Annotated in this window: 15 protein-coding genes and 1 tRNA gene; 10 read left to right on the top strand and 6 right to left on the bottom strand. The window is 44.4% G+C overall.

Annotation, left to right across the window (positions count from 1 at the left end; all coding sequences use genetic code 11):
• Positions 1 to 147: 147 nt before the first annotated feature.
• The 10 genes from N473_RS01520 (at position 148) to N473_RS01475 (ending at position 9,156) form a co-directional block, all read left to right on the top strand.
• The gene (locus N473_RS01520; protein WP_155735504.1) at positions 148 to 846 is read left to right on the top strand and encodes a hypothetical protein; all 699 of its coding nucleotides are present in this window, start codon (positions 148 to 150) and stop codon (positions 844 to 846) included.
• A gap of 224 nt (positions 847 to 1,070) precedes the next feature.
• On the top strand, positions 1,071 to 1,595 hold the full coding sequence (locus N473_RS01515; protein ID WP_063366420.1) for a hypothetical protein: 525 nt from the start codon (positions 1,071 to 1,073) through the stop codon (positions 1,593 to 1,595).
• A 297-nt stretch (positions 1,596 to 1,892) separates the two neighbouring features.
• Entirely contained in the window at positions 1,893 to 2,735 is an 843-nt protein-coding gene (locus N473_RS01510) for a glycosyl hydrolase family 18 protein (RefSeq protein WP_063366419.1), read from the top strand.
• Between the two features lie 217 nt (positions 2,736 to 2,952).
• The gene (locus N473_RS01505) at positions 2,953 to 3,693 is read left to right on the top strand and encodes a hypothetical protein (RefSeq protein WP_231099500.1); all 741 of its coding nucleotides are present in this window, start codon (positions 2,953 to 2,955) and stop codon (positions 3,691 to 3,693) included.
• Positions 3,694 to 3,757: 64 nt separating this feature from the next.
• On the top strand, positions 3,758 to 4,150 hold the full coding sequence (locus tag N473_RS01500; protein WP_063366418.1) for a LysM peptidoglycan-binding domain-containing protein: 393 nt from the start codon (positions 3,758 to 3,760) through the stop codon (positions 4,148 to 4,150).
• A 130-nt stretch (positions 4,151 to 4,280) separates the two neighbouring features.
• Positions 4,281 to 5,678 (top strand): ATP-binding protein, encoded by a 1,398-nt coding sequence (locus tag N473_RS01495; protein ID WP_063366417.1) that lies wholly within the window; start codon positions 4,281 to 4,283, stop codon positions 5,676 to 5,678.
• A 369-nt stretch (positions 5,679 to 6,047) separates the two neighbouring features.
• Positions 6,048 to 6,320 (top strand): RebB family R body protein, encoded by a 273-nt coding sequence (locus N473_RS01490; RefSeq protein WP_039607656.1) that lies wholly within the window; start codon positions 6,048 to 6,050, stop codon positions 6,318 to 6,320.
• Positions 6,321 to 6,378: 58 nt separating this feature from the next.
• The gene (locus tag N473_RS01485) at positions 6,379 to 7,407 is read left to right on the top strand and encodes a hypothetical protein (RefSeq protein WP_063366416.1); all 1,029 of its coding nucleotides are present in this window, start codon (positions 6,379 to 6,381) and stop codon (positions 7,405 to 7,407) included.
• An 18-nt stretch (positions 7,408 to 7,425) separates the two neighbouring features.
• Positions 7,426 to 8,223: a hypothetical protein gene (locus N473_RS01480; protein WP_063366415.1), complete on the top strand. Its 798-nt coding sequence runs from the start codon at positions 7,426 to 7,428 to the stop codon at positions 8,221 to 8,223.
• A 9-nt stretch (positions 8,224 to 8,232) separates the two neighbouring features.
• The gene (locus N473_RS01475) at positions 8,233 to 9,156 is read left to right on the top strand and encodes a hypothetical protein (protein WP_063366414.1); all 924 of its coding nucleotides are present in this window, start codon (positions 8,233 to 8,235) and stop codon (positions 9,154 to 9,156) included.
• Between the two features lie 680 nt (positions 9,157 to 9,836).
• Here N473_RS01475 and N473_RS01470 read toward each other — a convergent pair.
• The 6 genes from N473_RS01470 to cutA form a co-directional block, all read right to left on the bottom strand.
• Positions 9,837 to 9,913, bottom strand: a tRNA-Ile gene (locus N473_RS01470).
• Positions 9,914 to 10,101: 188 nt separating this feature from the next.
• Positions 10,102 to 11,442, bottom strand: a complete 1,341-nt coding sequence (gene accC / locus N473_RS01465) for an acetyl-CoA carboxylase biotin carboxylase subunit (RefSeq protein ID WP_023400706.1) — start codon at positions 11,440 to 11,442, stop codon at positions 10,102 to 10,104.
• A 20-nt stretch (positions 11,443 to 11,462) separates the two neighbouring features.
• Positions 11,463 to 11,924, bottom strand: a complete 462-nt coding sequence (accB, locus tag N473_RS01460) for an acetyl-CoA carboxylase biotin carboxyl carrier protein (RefSeq protein ID WP_023400705.1) — start codon at positions 11,922 to 11,924, stop codon at positions 11,463 to 11,465.
• 19 nt (positions 11,925 to 11,943) lie between these two features.
• Entirely contained in the window at positions 11,944 to 12,405 is a 462-nt protein-coding gene (gene aroQ / locus N473_RS01455; protein ID WP_039607660.1) for a type II 3-dehydroquinate dehydratase, read from the bottom strand.
• 217 nt (positions 12,406 to 12,622) lie between these two features.
• On the bottom strand, positions 12,623 to 14,458 hold the full coding sequence (locus N473_RS01450) for a protein-disulfide reductase DsbD (RefSeq protein WP_063366413.1): 1,836 nt from the start codon (positions 14,456 to 14,458) through the stop codon (positions 12,623 to 12,625).
• Positions 14,458 to 14,778 (bottom strand): divalent-cation tolerance protein CutA, encoded by a 321-nt coding sequence (cutA, locus tag N473_RS01445; protein ID WP_039607662.1) that lies wholly within the window; start codon positions 14,776 to 14,778, stop codon positions 14,458 to 14,460. Before cutA ends, N473_RS01450 begins: the two co-directional genes overlap by 1 nt.
• Positions 14,779 to 14,921: the final 143 nt, after the last annotated feature.

Here is a 14,921-nt window from a genome sequence, read left to right as displayed (position 1 = left end):
AAGGTTTTAATTATGTATGAACAAGTTAAAAAGGCACGTGATAATCGATCAAGTTTAGTAAGCAAAAAAGCGAGGTCTAATTGTAAGTTTGTGGAAAAAAATGTAGTTCAAAGAGGAACGGGATTAACGACTCTTAATGACTATATTATGTACCCAACACCTGAAGGAAAGAAAGATTTATGGGATCCCAGGCGCTGGAGATTGAATCCGCTTAATATTCTAGAGGGATGGAGAAACGAGAAAGAAGAGAGAACGACAGGAGGTTATCATGCGAGCTCTAGGCATGGTGCTCATAACACTGTGCTTAACTCTATGGGGCGAGTTCTTAATCCATCTAAAATGGTAAATAATTATGGTGGAGGTGATGTGCGGCATGCCAATGACCAAGGTCGGTTTAACTCTGAAGCATGGGAAGCGTATGCTTGGCGAAAAGCAAAGGCACTGTTTGAGAATAATGCACATATGCCAGTACGTTGGTTGAGTGGTAGGCCTAATCCACCGCCAGCTAATCAGTCTACTTGGGCTGTGGTTATGGATTTTCCTAATGCAGATGTAGGTATTACAGCATCGGCAAATAACGGTGGAATAGGCAATATAGCTTCTGTTTCTGGTGTCAGGGTTGCGGTTAACTATGCTGCTGATCCTGCGGGAGCAGGCCTGATAGCATGGCATGGACAGATGTACCCTTGCACAGTCCCACCTGGCGGTGCAGGAGCTGCTATACCAAATGCTCCAGCTCTACCACAGCCTGGACCCCCTGTAGGAAGTAATGGGCAGGTTGTTATCATTCCTGCACCTGTAAATTGGCAGGAAAAGCTAAAATATAGCTTAGGCCTAGACTATTGATTTTATATTAAATTAATTGACTGAGTGATGTAAGTGAGTGGGGTTAGACTTTGTATTGTATATTCACTTAAGTTAGCAACAAATCGCAACTTATTGGAATTACAAAGTTAATAGTGAACTGCCCCACGATAGTCCCATAAACATAAAAAATACCAAGCGCCGCGTAAAGTTACTGATTAAGTTACTCATAACTCAACCTGCTAAACAACTGAATAGGATAAGTTATGGATACGCTACATTCCTCACCCAATAACAATGACGCTGAGCAAACAGATTTGGTCCATTCTGAACAACACGAGGCAACGATTGCGCTTCCACCTGAAAAGGGGCCACTTCAGGGGACTGCGAGTCTTGATATTTTCACCACGCAAAAAACCACGGCACTGGCCTTCATTGCCAAGTTATTGGCTTTTTTTCCTGGGTTTACGAATCCGCAGCGGGATGACGTGATCATCGCTAATCGTATTTTAAACTTTGGGTTGGATGAGTTGAAAACGTCCGACCTGCCCATTGCCAAAGACGCCATGGACTCAGCCCGAAGCTTTTATAGCAAATATGCAAGCTTGCTTGGGCTTGCCGTTGGCGGTGCAATCAGCGCTGGCGTTGAGTGGCTGCAACATACTTACCCAGAATATCAGGCGATCCGCGCGGCACATGTTGGTAGCGGGGTGATCGCCAGCTGGGTAGTTCACAATATTATGGGCGAGTATGAACGGCGCATACATCAGCTCAAAGAACATCTGAATTAACTCAGGTGCTGTCTTTGTTGGATGCCAAAGCCTTTCATCTCATTAAGGGGAGTCTGATATAAGTGCGTACTTGCCACAGTGTAATTGCTTTGTAATACAAAACATCTGCGGACTGAGCTAGTTTTTCAAACAGATGACGTTTACCCCGAATGATGATTGAAAATTCTCCCAACCCTAAGGGGAGGCATTTTATCGTCAGCATGCTGAGCATCGTGACTTTTGCCAAGTCAGACAATGCTGGTGCCGCTAAGCTGATAACGTAATCTCACTTTAGTTAAATAGATATAAGGAGCTATCATGTCTAAAACCATTACTTACTATAACTCGGGTGCAATCCCACTGATTAATGCCAGCGAACTGCCATATGATGTGGTGAATCTGGCATTTCTAACTTCATCGTCTGACAGCCCGTTCAATTTAGTTTTAAGTGGTGGCATTGCCGCTACAACCTCTAGTTTTACAAGTCGCACTATTGAGGCCATAAAAGCAATGCAACAAAAGGGGCAGAAAGTGCTGATCTCATTTGGTGGCGGTACGATGACTTCTGACGCTTATCGTGCGTTGTCAGCGGACACAGCAAAGCTGGCAGACTCTTTAGCAAGCTTTGTGAAAAATAACCATTTAGATGGTGTTGATATAGATTATGAAGACACCGCCGCATTTGTCGGTCAAGCAGGATACAACGGTGCACAATTTTTGGTTTCATTGACTCAGGAGCTCAGAAAGCGCCTTCCGAGCCCCGACTATGTGATTTCTCATGCACCTCAACCTCCGTATTTAGAGCAGGGGGGATACATGGCAGGGTATGTTGAAGTGGTTGAGCAGGCAGGGCAAGACATTGACTGGCTAAATGTGCAGTTTTACAACAACCCGCCATGGAGTGCCAACCCTGACCAAATTGTGAGCTCATACTTGAATTATACAAAGCTACCTAACCTGTCTCCAGAGAAGGTCATTGCTGGCTTTCCTGTCACGCAGAGCGATGCGGGTTCGGGGTATATGCCAGTGCAAACAATCATTAATGAAGTGATTAAACCAATCCAAGCACACTCAGGTCTTGGTGGCATTATGAACTGGCAGTTCTCAAGTGACCCAGGTGGCGTCTGGATCACCGAAATTGCACAAGCGCTAGATAGTTAGAGCAGCATGTGAGGGGGTTGGTACAGGCCGCCTTTGGTGGCCTGTTTTGCTATAGGTATCAAGACGCGTTAAGGAAAGATCAATTAACGTAAAAAATACCAATCTAAACCCCACTTTTACCAAGTTGGTAAAACCCACCTCTTTTATAGTTAATTCAACCAATTCATGTGTTTGGTTTTTCACCTTCAAATTTATGACACTTAAATAGAGAGAGTTTATGATGGGTAATACATCCCCTTTAGGTTCAAAAGATAACCCAGGCTATGTAAAAGTAACTAATACACCAGAATTACAGCTAGCTTATGCAGAGGTTGCACACCCTCATGCAAAAGGGATTATCTACAATGGCACAATGAAGCCAAGCATTGCAAACAAGTACAAAAGTGAAGGTTATAGCTTTTGTATGCGAAGCCTTAATACCTCAACTGGTTCATCTACCTCAGGTTCTGAAAATACGGAGCTGTGCATGATACCGTTGACGGCACAAGAAACGAATCGAATCACAGGTGCAAGTGACAAACATGGTTATGGGCTGGCCTTAATGCCATTCTATATACTTAATGTGTCAAACATTGTTGATCCGACAAGTACTGGCTCAAAAAATGATGGCTCAACAAGTGCACCAGCTGAGAATACGCCGGTATATATCGCCGCAAAGGTGATCGACATGGTGAGTGAAGCCGCAATTCCGATAGGGACTACTGTTTGGTTACAGTTGCAAAATACTGGTGATGGTACAAATTTATCTCTAGTCCAGCAAATTGAACAGCAGATCTTTCAATCCGGTTACTCAGTGGGGATCTTGGGTGACGAAGTTCAGCAACAGCAGCAAACTAACGGTCGCGTTTTGGAGTCTACTTATACGCCGTTTGAGCAATCTGCTAGTGGTACCCAAATACGCACGATCGCCATTGGTGACAATACAGGCTCATACCCCATTTACTGGGCGATTCAATAATCTTTCCCGTCTTATATGAGCAGGTAAGTGATATCTGACCTGCTCTTAACTTAGGTTATTCTCTATGCGTACTGTACTTAAATATACCATTCAGCCCGGTGATTCATTGGCTTTAATTAGCATCTCCTTGCGTGCTTGTGCAGGGGTCACTCCCATCGATATAGAGCACGCGAATCCTACACTCTTATCGCAGGAAATCATAAGTGGTACCCTTATCAAAGTACCTTATTTTAAAGCCAGTGGTTACCTAAATTATGAAGTGATCAATGGAGATACACTGGAATCGATTTGTGAAGCTTTGGTCAATGCAGCCGGCGTCACCGTGATGGACATCATTGAGCACAACCCCCATGCTCATCTCAATCAACTCACGGCTGGTCAGGTTTTACTGGTGCCTTTTGTGCCTCGAGTTGGCTATATGGCGCCGCAGCGCTCCGCGCTTGCTCCATCCGAGTAACGCTTGCATTTTCATTAAAATTACCAAAAAGTTCCTCATAGTTACCACCTAGCATAGACACGCATCAGGCTACACTCTCAGGGTAAACCCGCTGATAAAAGTCACCCATTATGACTATGAGGAAAAAGCCATGTGGCAACCTGCAAGCAAAGACGCTATACCTTCACCATCTGACGCTATCTTGAATGCCCATGATTTGGAGCGCGAATGCCGCTGGTTAGATAACGTCATTCAATATCGAGTTTCACATTACTTCGGTGCAGCGAAAGACCCTGAGTTGCGCGTCTCAGAGGCGCCAGAGTTGTTACCCATGCCCGCGCCGCCATCATTACAAACCAGTGACTCTCCATTTGCGACTTTCCTCACTGCAAACCATGCCACGGTGACCGAACGATTACTCATCATGCTTGCTTTGGCCCCGATTGTGCGTCCCACTGTGTTTGATGTTTTTCTTTCTATTAACGAGCAGACGAATCGGCCATTTACAGAGTTTGGTATGCGAGAGCAGCAAGGGGCGGTGCTTGCAACTGGTGCAACAGCGGCTTTCATAGAGGATGAAAATCAGCTGGTGACTCAATTTAAGGTGCTGGAAAAGCTAAAAAGGAGTGCCTTGCTGAGCCAAATACTCGACATGGATACTGAGTCATCAGCGCAGTCAAGTTTGCACACTCCGCTTGTGCTGAAGCCTGAGTTTGTACAGATGTTCACAACTGCTGAACCTTATCACCCTGAAACCAGCAGCCATTTCCCTGCCAGCTTGGTTGACACCCAACTGGACTGGCGCGATTTAAAACTGCCAGATTCGACACGTGAACAGCTCAATGACATTATCGAGGGGATCCGGTATGGACAGGCACTACGCACAGATTGGAAAATTGGCAGACAACTGAGAGCGGGCTACCGCGCGCTTTTTTATGGCCCGCCGGGCACCGGAAAAACCCTAACTGCCAGTGTGCTGGGTAAAGTGTTAGATAAAGCGGTTTATAAGGTTGATCTGTCTCTGATCACGTCCAAATATATTGGTGAAACAGAGAAAAACCTAGAGCAATTGTTTAGCTTGGCTGAACATCGAGACTGGGTGCTTTTTTTTGATGAAGCGGATGCCCTGTTTGGTAAGCGACTGCAAACCAGTTCTTCTAATGATCAGTTTGCCAACCAAAATGTTGCCTATTTACTGCAGCGTATAGAGCAGTTTGATGGCACTGTGATCTTGGCATCAAATTATAAAGACAATATAGATGATGCGTTTTTCCGTCGTTTTGAGTCCATTGTTGAGTTTCAACCGCCTCAATCTGCGCAGCGTTTGGAGATATGGCAAAGTGGCTTGTGTGGTCAATCTCAGCTGTCCTCTGAAGTCTGTTTAACCAGACTGTCTGATGAGTATCCGCTCAGTGGTGCTGAGATCATAAATGTATTGCGGTTTGTGTCTTTACGCTTGCTAGCTCAAAACCGCAGTGAAATTCAGCTGTGTGATATTCGAGAGGGAATAGCCAGACTGTCAGATCATCGCACTCAGCTAAGATGGTAGTTGGACAAGATAAAACCTTACTTGAGCAATAGAATCGTAACTTTTACCAAGTTGGTAAAAGTACCTAGCGTTATAGTTAAAAGCGCCAACTCAAGTTGGAAATGTCAATCTAGTTGCTAGCCCTGTTACACGCAATATATGGAGCCCGTAGCAGGGCTATTTAGACACGGAAAAAAGCACGCAAGCGGTATTGGTGAAAGTAGCCACCTAGGTATTAAAAACCACTGTTTACTGTTAAAAACGCCAGTGAAAAAGCCATTTAATATACCATTCAATCAATCGGTTAAACCAAAACAATTGATCAAGAACACGCTAAATTATTCTTTACTTTCTAACCATAAACAGTAATTAACCATTAAGGAATAAATCATGGCATTTCCAACTTCAGTCAATGACCAAATCACAGACTCAGTTACGCAAGCGAATGTAAAAGTGCTTGGTGACGCCCCCGCAATGTCGATGGGTAACTTGTTTCAGGCGACTTCACAGGCATTGGCTAATGCAGCGCATAATGCGACAACGGCTCAACAGCAAATGGCTGTAACAGCACAAGCTGCCACAACCATGGGTGTGACTACGTTGTATTCAATTGACACTGCAACAACGGGCGTTGCAACTAAAACAATACTAGCAAGTAGCTAACTTTCCATTGGAAGTGCTGTGCTCCATCAGCACTTCTCACACGCTATGAGAAACCATTATGAGCGAACAAAATAATGATGGCGCGCCAATGGATCCTACACTTGCAAACACTGAGCAATCAGAGGATATCCAAGCGTCTTCGCAAAACGAATCATTGGTAACCCCAGAGGTAACCCCCGAAGCAATGGCATTGTCAGATCAGCAAACTGAGCTGGAAACACAGCAGGAACAGGCGGCGCCGTTACAGTTGCAATCGAATGAATCCCCACCGCCTATTCAGCGCAATGCCCATGACTATATTTATGCATTGGGTCAGCTGAACATTGTATTTCCAAATGAAGGCATTAAGCGGCAATTTTTGAGTGTGGCCATGGATCTTGGTGTCAATGAGAAAGCCTACTATGAAGTGTTTACCAATAAGGCTTTACCAGTCACCAACCCTGCCCGTGATAAATACTTGTATCTTGCAGAGCAAGTAGACTGGGTATTGCATATCGACCAACAACCTCGCTATGTATTGATGCCAACAACGCCCGTTGAATTACAACAACTCATTGCGGCTCTTAAACCCCCTTCAGATACGCTCGAACCGATTTATACATGTGTGATTGGCCATGTAAGCGCTGCTCAAAATGATTTATCGTTACCTGAGGTGATCTGTCAGCAGGTATATCATCTTACGCTGACTGACTTGCACAATACGATACAACAAATTTCGAGTGCTGAAACCAACGCCATTCAGGATGTGATCAGAGAGTTGGAATTAAAGCCAAACCTTGGCCGCAATGATTATGATCGGGCTAAAAACTTTGTGGCTTTTCGCTATCCTGACATCTATGTGCAAACCCATAAGATGCTGACAGGTTCGAATGCGATACCTAATGCCTCGTTGCTCCGTATTGCGTTTACCCACTTTGACTCACAATCTGAGCATCAACTGGTGGACATCACATTGACCTATAAAGAAAATGCGTCACCACGGCATCACTATTATTTTCTGCGTGTCGATGTCAGTGGGTTATATCCTTTTATCAATACAGAGATACAGCCATTCATGCCGCTTCAGACAATGATTGCTTCTGGCTAATGCAAAGGAAAAAGTACAATGAACACACCAGACAATGTCTGCGCGCCAGCCCCTGTGCAGCGTGCTTCTAATCAAGCCAACGGCGAACTGGTATATGCCATTGGCAAAATACAGCCGAGCTTTCCGACATTGAACCTCGAAAAACAATACGAGGCTGCCGCATTATCAATAAAGGCCAACCTAGATGAGTTTTACAAGGTGTTTAGTTATCAGGTGACGGCAGATAACCAACCGGATCTCACCTATCGGCCCTTTTTATATTTGGCGCAGCAGGCAACTTGGGTACTGACAATTAACCTCGTCGACTCTTACGTCCTGATACCTGATACGCCCACACAGCTTGATGCGTTGATTGATACTACTAATCATCTACAAGACGACTACGTGATGAATGGCAAATTGGTTGGCTTTGATATGCCAAATAGCAGGGCGGATTACATGCTGCCTATGGTGAAAGTCAAACACTTGATCAATACCGCAGACATTAGTATTCCGGTGTTGGCCGATGGTCAACCTGCTAATCGTCAGTTGGCATTGCCGGCGTTGAAACCCACCACAGGCTTAAGTGGGCAAGACAGAGCGGGTAATTATTTTAAGAGTCACTTTTACCAGATTGTCGTGGGTAGTGATCAACAGCTTTTACTTGAAGATGTGCAGGCAATACATGTGCAAGTGCAAGACACGGAGCCGACTCGCCAAGTTTACGAGTTTATATTGAGTAGTTCGGATCGCAGTCGTTATGCCTGCAATATAGATGTGACCAATCAGTATCCTTTTGTTTCATCCCGATTAGCAACGTTTGCTAAAAGTAATTAGGAGGCGACCATGACGTTACCAATGCCAGTTCAGCCCAATAAACCAGTACACCAGTCAGATACCGCTCAGCGCATGAACGCCGAAGACATTGACATTAATTATAGTGGGGCAATGAGCCGATATGTTTATGCTGTGGGGTACATCAATGCCAAGTTTCCATCACTGAACTTAGAGAAAGAACTGTATCAAAACAGCCTTATGGATAAGCATGGTACGCCTTTGCCCATGCTCAAAAACATCAATGACGATATTGCGCTGCAACGACTCAACCGCAACACTCAGCTATATCAGACCTTGTTTAAAGGCTTAAACGTCAGCACCAATCGTTATATTGCACGTAGTATGGAGTGGGTATTTGACAACCGCTACAATGAACAATTGTATACACTCGTTATCTCAACCGAAGCACTGCTTACACAATGTATTTCCGCGCTGGGGCGTGCCCAAAATAATGAGATAGGGCAGGTTGTCATTGTCGGTGAAATATTGGCGCAAGGTGATGTGTTTGTGCATACCATCGTGCCTGTCAGTGCGCTGCCATTTAGTGACGTTATTCACAGTGAAAGCCATAATAATGCCCAGTTTAAAAGTCTGGTTACTGAGATCACATCATTGGACACCTTTGCCGGTGATACCGATGCGACGCGTGCGTTGAACTATGCCCTTTATAATAACGCAGCCATTTACCAAAACTCTTATCATCTGTGTTATCAAAGCCGTTCAGATGGTCCAAACCCTAATGGCTATCAATTGGTTAAGGTGGACGTGAATATGAATCAAAGTGGCGATAGGCTGGTGGCGGATGTGATCTTTGCTTACCAAGGGATCAACTCCGGCGCGATGCAATTTTGGCGAAGCCGAGTTGACGTCACAGGGGAGTACCCTTTTACGGTTGAAGCTTGGCAGCAATACTTACCCAATAACCTCGATTAAAATAAGCAGCTAGGCAGTGAAACGCCTTTAAAGTGAAATCGCTGAGGTAACCGAATAGGTTTTCCTTAATTAGCAAGTGGCCGAATTAGCGCATGGATAATCGTGCGGTATAGAGGCCACCAGAGAGCCAGCCCTATGTGGCCTAATCGTAAATACTGTTCAAATGTATTAATTGAGGTAGTCTACACACCGAGAATAAATGCGTGGTAAAGATGATTAAATCAAATAAATAAGTCTTAACCCTCGTTAAAACTTGATTTACCCCTGCCATATAAAATCTAACGAACTGACAGAATACTTAATGCTGCTATTAAAAAGTTTTTAAAGTCAGGGTGAATAGGTTGGCGACTTTAATTTGTTTTAAATTCAAATGTTCTTTAGAAATATATAAGCCATGATATTTTTATATTTAGAGGGGGTTATAAAATTTTGCTAAATTTATCAATGAAATATGTTATTTCAGGCATTGGCAAAGGGGGAAGCCCTAAAAAATAATTAGCCAAAAGGCGATACGCAAAATACAAGATGCTTAGAAAATTCAACCGTCAACGAATCTAAATTAGAAGTTAATTTGGGCTGGGTGTTTTGTGCTCATTTTAGGTCGTATTACAACATTTAATTATGAGAGTACTATCAGTGAAGAATAGAAGTTTGAAGTCATAAGATATGTGATAAGAAAATGGTGGCCCCACCTGGACTCGAACCAGGGACCTACCGATTATGAGTCGGGTGCTCTAACCAACTGAGCTATAGGGCCATTTTCAGCGATTGTGTGAAAACAATCTTTTGAAGCGCTGGCAGTATATGAATTTTTGCGCCGCTTGTCACTAGCTAAAGTGGAAAAATATAACTTATCTTGTTCAATTGATTAATAAAAAAGCAGAAAAGTGCTGGGTTGAAAAACAAAAAAGCCGGTATAAACCGGCTTTTTTACGAAAACATCGATTACAGACCGAGTTTCTTCTCTAGATAGTGGATGTTTGTACCACCATTTTGGAAGTTCTCGTCTGCTAAGATCTTCTTGTGTAACGGTGTATTTGTTTTGATACCGTCAATCACAAGTTCGTTTAATGCATTGCGAGCACGGGCGATTGCAACGTCACGGTTTTCACCATAAGTGATTAATTTACCGATCATTGAATCGTAGTGCGGCGGTACTGTGTAGTCAGCGTAAATGTGGCTGTCCCAACGAATACCTAGGCCACCTGCAGGGTGGAAACGCGTGATTTTACCTGGAGACGGAATGAACGACTCTGGATCTTCAGCGTTAATACGACACTCGATAGCGTGACCTTTGATCACAACGTCATCTTGTGTGATTGATAGAGGCTGACCAGCAGCAATTTTTAGCTGCTCTTTGATTAGGTCAACGCCTGTAACCATTTCAGTTACTGGGTGCTCTACCTGAATACGTGTATTCATTTCGATGAAGTAGAATTCGCCATTCTCGTATAGGAATTCGAATGTACCTGCACCGCGATAACCGATTTCGATACATGCACGTGTACAACGGTCACCGATGAACTTACGCATTTCTGCTGTGATACCCGGTGCTGGCGCTTCTTCCACTACTTTCTGGTGACGACGCTGCATTGAACAGTCACGCTCACCTAGGTGAATGGCATTGCCTTGACCGTCAGCAAGTACCTGTACTTCGATGTGACGTGGGTTTTCTAGGAATTTTTCCATGTAAACCATGCCGTTGCCGAAGAACTGTTGTGCTTCAGTTTGCGTCAGTGCGATTGAGTCTAGTAGCTCTTCTTCTGAGCGAACAACACGCATACCACGACCACCGCCGCCGCCTGCTGCTTTGATGATAACAGGGTAACCGATGCGCTTAGCGATTTGCACGTTGCGCTCGTTGTCTTCTGTCAGTGGGCCGTCAGAACCAGGTACACACGGTACGCCAGCTTTGCGCATTGCTTCGATTGCAGAAACTTTATCACCCATTAGACGAATTGTGTCGCCCTTTGGACCGATAAAGATAAAGCCACTTTGCTCAACTTGGTCAGCAAAGTCAGCGTTTTCTGATAAGAAACCGTATCCTGGGTGGATAGCAACAGCATCTGTTACTTCTGCCGCAGCGATAATGCGAGGAATATCAAGGTAACTCTCAGCCGCAGCTGGTTTACCGATACAAATTGTTTCGTCTGCAAGTAGAACGTGTTTAAGGTCACGGTCGGCAGTTGAGTGCACAGCAACCGTTTTAATCCCAAGCTCCTTGCAGGCACGCAATACGCGAAGTGCAATTTCACCTCGGTTCGCAATGACTACTTTATCTAACATAGTGTTTGCCTTCTTGGGAATTATTCGATGATGAATAGTGGCTGATCAAATTCTACTGGCTCGCCGTTTTCAACTAGGATAGCTTTAACAGTACCTGCCTTGTCAGATTCGATCTGGTTCATCATCTTCATCGCTTCAACGATGCAAAGCGTGTCGCCAACGTTTACTTTTGTACCAACTTCAACGTATGCCGCAGCGGTTGGAGAAGACGCAGAGTAGAAAGTACCAACCATTGGAGACTTCACTTGGTGGCCTGCAGGTGTTGCTGCTTCTGCTGGCGCGTCAGCTGCTGGCGCCGCCGCTGGTGCTGCTACTGGTGCCGCTGCAGGTGCAGGTACTGCGAATTGCTGAGGCTGAGCCATAACCGGTGCACTGCTGTGACGGTTAATACGTACTGATTCTTCACCTTCGGTGATCTCTAGCTCTGCAATACCTGATTCTTCTACTAGTTCGATTAGTTTTTTAATCTTGCGAATATCCATAACTTGGCCCGCCTGTTAGTTAATTTGAGTTATCTTGTTTGCGCAACTGGTCAATCGCTGCCATTAATGCAGCTTGATAGCCAATTGCACCTAATCCACATATGACGCCTTTCGCTACATCCGAGAAGTAGGAGGTATGTCGAAATGGCTCACGTGCGTGCACATTGGAAATATGCACTTCATAAAATGGGACGCTGATACTGAGCAACGCATCGCGCATGGCGATACTGGTGTGTGTGAAAGCCGCTGGGTTGATAATAATACAATCCACTTTGCCATAATGGTCATGGATGGTATTGATAAGCTCTGCTTCACTGTTGCTCTGAAAATGAGTCAGCACCACATCGTGTTGTTCTGCGCACTTTGTCAGTGACTGCATTATCTCTGCTAAGGTCTGTGTGCCATATTTATCTGGCTCGCGACGGCCCAACATGTTCAAATTTGGACCATTAAGTACTAAAACCTTAAAATTTGCTGACATAATGCGTGAAATTCCTTTAAATGGGAAATAACGAGACTTTTTGTCTCTTGCTGTGTCTAACTTAAGCGCTTGCGCGATAAATAGCAAATATTTCTCACGTTCGTGAACTATTATAGAGTGTTCGAGGTAAATAGCAGCAAAATACTGGTCTAATCAGAGATAAAGCACAGCCTATGTAAGTCAGTTGCTTACATAGGCTGTTGGAAGAGGAGTGGATTTATTGGTAATTACGTACTTTACGTAGGTGATCTGCAAAGTCTTCTGCGTTCATAAAACCAGTTACGCGCAGTTCGGGGATTTCATTACCTTGTTCGTCGAAGAACAGCATGCTTGGCAAGCCGAATACGGTAAAGAACTCCATAATTTCAAAAGTGGTGTCATTACTTTCAGTCAAGTCGAGCTTTAATAACTCAAAGTGTTGGAACTCAGCCTGTACTTGCGCCTCTGGAAAGGTGTACTTCTCAAACTCTTTACAGGCCACACACCAATCAGCATATAAGTCGACGACGGCAATCTTGCCTTGTTGATTGGCTTTGTCCACTTCGCTATGCAGCCCCTCCAATCCTTCGATAAGTCGGAACTTTTTCTCCTCCATCACACCGGCAGCAACACTCACTTGTGGTTGAGGTGCTGGGAAAAGCACAGATTTTGCCATAAAGAAGGCACTGACAAATAAGGTCATCGACAGCGCCCATAAGAAGGTTTTGCCTTTGCCTTGTGTTTGCGCACTTTGCCAATAGTGAAGATATAGTGCTGTAGCAATGGCCAATACTGAAGCCAGCATCACAATAATGTCAAAGTCTAAGATGCGCTCGAGTAAAATCAGTGGCACAAACAACATTAAGAAACCGAACAGCGTTTTCACCTGCTCCATCCAGCCGCCAGCTTTGGGGAGCAATTTACCACCTGAGGTGCCAAGTAATAGCAGTGGTAGACCCATACCTAAGCTCAGTGCATATAAAGTCAAACCACCAACAAGGTAGTCACCACTTTGCGCAACATATAATAGTGCAGCAGACAGCGGCGCGGTTGTACAAGGACTGGCGATTAAGCCTGATAGCACACCCATCATAAAGACGCCGGTATAATTGCCGCCTTTTTGCTGGTTACTAATCTCTGTTAATTTGCTCATCATGCCGCTTGGCAGTTTTAGCTCAAACCAGCCAAACATGGCAAAGGCTAAAATAACAAACAAAATACTGAAGCTAATCAGTACAGCAGGGTGTTGAATATAGCCTTGGATATGACCCCCAAAATAAGCCACAACCAAACCCAGAGCTGCATACGTGACCGCCATGCCTTGCACATACACAAATGACAGTGAAAATGCCTTTTTGGTAGATAGGTTTTGTTGACCGGCAATGAGGCTCGACAAAATTGGGAACATTGGAAATACACAAGGCGTGAATGCCAATAAAACGCCCACTAAGAAAAACGCGCCTAAGTTGGTAACAAAGCTTTGCTGCGCCAATTTATCACTGAAAGACAGCTCACCGTCTTCATTGTTGCTAACAGCTTTTGGTTGTGGTGCCGGTTTAGCCGCCGTTTGTTGCGTGTTAGCGTCACTTTCACCTTGCTTGGCAACTGTATTCGTTGCACCAGCCAGCGCTGTGAGTGGGATCTCAATGATCTCTGGTGGGTAGCATAGTCCCGCTTCTGCGCAGCCTTGGTAGCGAATTTTCACCATGGCATCTTGGCCAATATTGCTCAATTTTGAGACCACAGAAAGTTCATCAAAGTATACTTCGGTGCGGCCAAAAAACTCATCTTCAATCATTTTACCTGTGCTTAGCTCAGGTACTTTGATGTCTGCGCCCTTGGCGACAAATTCCAGCTTGTGCTTATAAATGTAATAACCAGAGGCAATATCCCAGCCAGTAAATAACACGGAACCTTGCTGGTCGAAATCAAACTCAAAAGCTTGATCAACCGGTAAAAAGGTTTGTTGTTTTGGTTCTAATAAGCTGTCTAAGACCGAATTATTGGCCACAGCTTGAAAGCTGCCTATAAATAGCAGCGTTAAAAAAGAAAATAAGAGCGTCGTCAGTCGCATTAATTTAGTACCTCTTCCATCCAGTTAAAATATTGCTGCGAGCCTTCAGTGATTTCAATCACTTGTACTTCAGGCACATCGTAACTGTGCTCAGCTTGGATCGCATCAATGACCTTACTAACCAGTGCGGATTTTGTTTTGACTAGTAGTTTAACTTCTTCATCTTGCGTGACTTTTCCTTGCCACACGTAGATTGACTCTATTTTTGGCAAGATGTTCACACAAGCGGCTAATTTATTTAAAACTAAATGCGCCGCGATGTGGCGGGCATTGTCTTGATTATCACAAGTGGTCATGACCATTCTATATGGGGTACTCATCGTGTTTTTGCCGACTAAGTTGGTTTTGCCCTTATAGTAACGAATGACAACCCGGATCCCAAGGTGTGCTCGTTGAGTTGCATTTATATACTCTGAACTTTCAAACTCGGTTTTGTTCTAACGAAGAGTTTCGATGTAAAACC

The organism is Pseudoalteromonas luteoviolacea CPMOR-1 (genome assembly GCF_001625685.1).
GTDB classification, from domain to species: domain Bacteria; phylum Pseudomonadota; class Gammaproteobacteria; order Enterobacterales; family Alteromonadaceae; genus Pseudoalteromonas; species Pseudoalteromonas luteoviolacea_K.
The sequence above is the reverse complement of the archived record's forward strand: the minus strand, read 5'-3'. Positions and strand labels throughout refer to the sequence as shown.

Bases quoted from the DNA above. Each gene is read 5' to 3' on its own strand.
- N473_RS01520 (WP_155735504.1), top strand. From the start codon at position 148: ATGTACCCAACACCTGAAGGAAAGAAAGATTTATGGGATCCCAGGCGC.
- N473_RS01515 (WP_063366420.1), top strand. From the start codon at position 1,071: ATGGATACGCTACATTCCTCACCCAATAACAATGACGCTGAGCAAACA.
- N473_RS01510 (WP_063366419.1), top strand. From the start codon at position 1,893: ATGTCTAAAACCATTACTTACTATAACTCGGGTGCAATCCCACTGATT.
- N473_RS01505 (WP_231099500.1), top strand. From the start codon at position 2,953: ATGATGGGTAATACATCCCCTTTAGGTTCAAAAGATAACCCAGGCTAT.
- N473_RS01500 (WP_063366418.1), top strand. From the start codon at position 3,758: ATGCGTACTGTACTTAAATATACCATTCAGCCCGGTGATTCATTGGCT.
- N473_RS01495 (WP_063366417.1), top strand. From the start codon at position 4,281: ATGTGGCAACCTGCAAGCAAAGACGCTATACCTTCACCATCTGACGCT.
- N473_RS01490 (WP_039607656.1), top strand. From the start codon at position 6,048: ATGGCATTTCCAACTTCAGTCAATGACCAAATCACAGACTCAGTTACG.
- N473_RS01485 (WP_063366416.1), top strand. From the start codon at position 6,379: ATGAGCGAACAAAATAATGATGGCGCGCCAATGGATCCTACACTTGCA.
- N473_RS01480 (WP_063366415.1), top strand. From the start codon at position 7,426: ATGAACACACCAGACAATGTCTGCGCGCCAGCCCCTGTGCAGCGTGCT.
- N473_RS01475 (WP_063366414.1), top strand. From the start codon at position 8,233: ATGACGTTACCAATGCCAGTTCAGCCCAATAAACCAGTACACCAGTCA.
- accC (WP_023400706.1), bottom strand. From the start codon at position 11,442: ATGTTAGATAAAGTAGTCATTGCGAACCGAGGTGAAATTGCACTTCGC.
- accB (WP_023400705.1), bottom strand. From the start codon at position 11,924: ATGGATATTCGCAAGATTAAAAAACTAATCGAACTAGTAGAAGAATCA.
- aroQ (WP_039607660.1), bottom strand. From the start codon at position 12,405: ATGTCAGCAAATTTTAAGGTTTTAGTACTTAATGGTCCAAATTTGAAC.
- N473_RS01450 (WP_063366413.1), bottom strand. From the start codon at position 14,458: ATGCGACTGACGACGCTCTTATTTTCTTTTTTAACGCTGCTATTTATA.
- cutA (WP_039607662.1), bottom strand. From the start codon at position 14,778: ATGAGTACCCCATATAGAATGGTCATGACCACTTGTGATAATCAAGAC.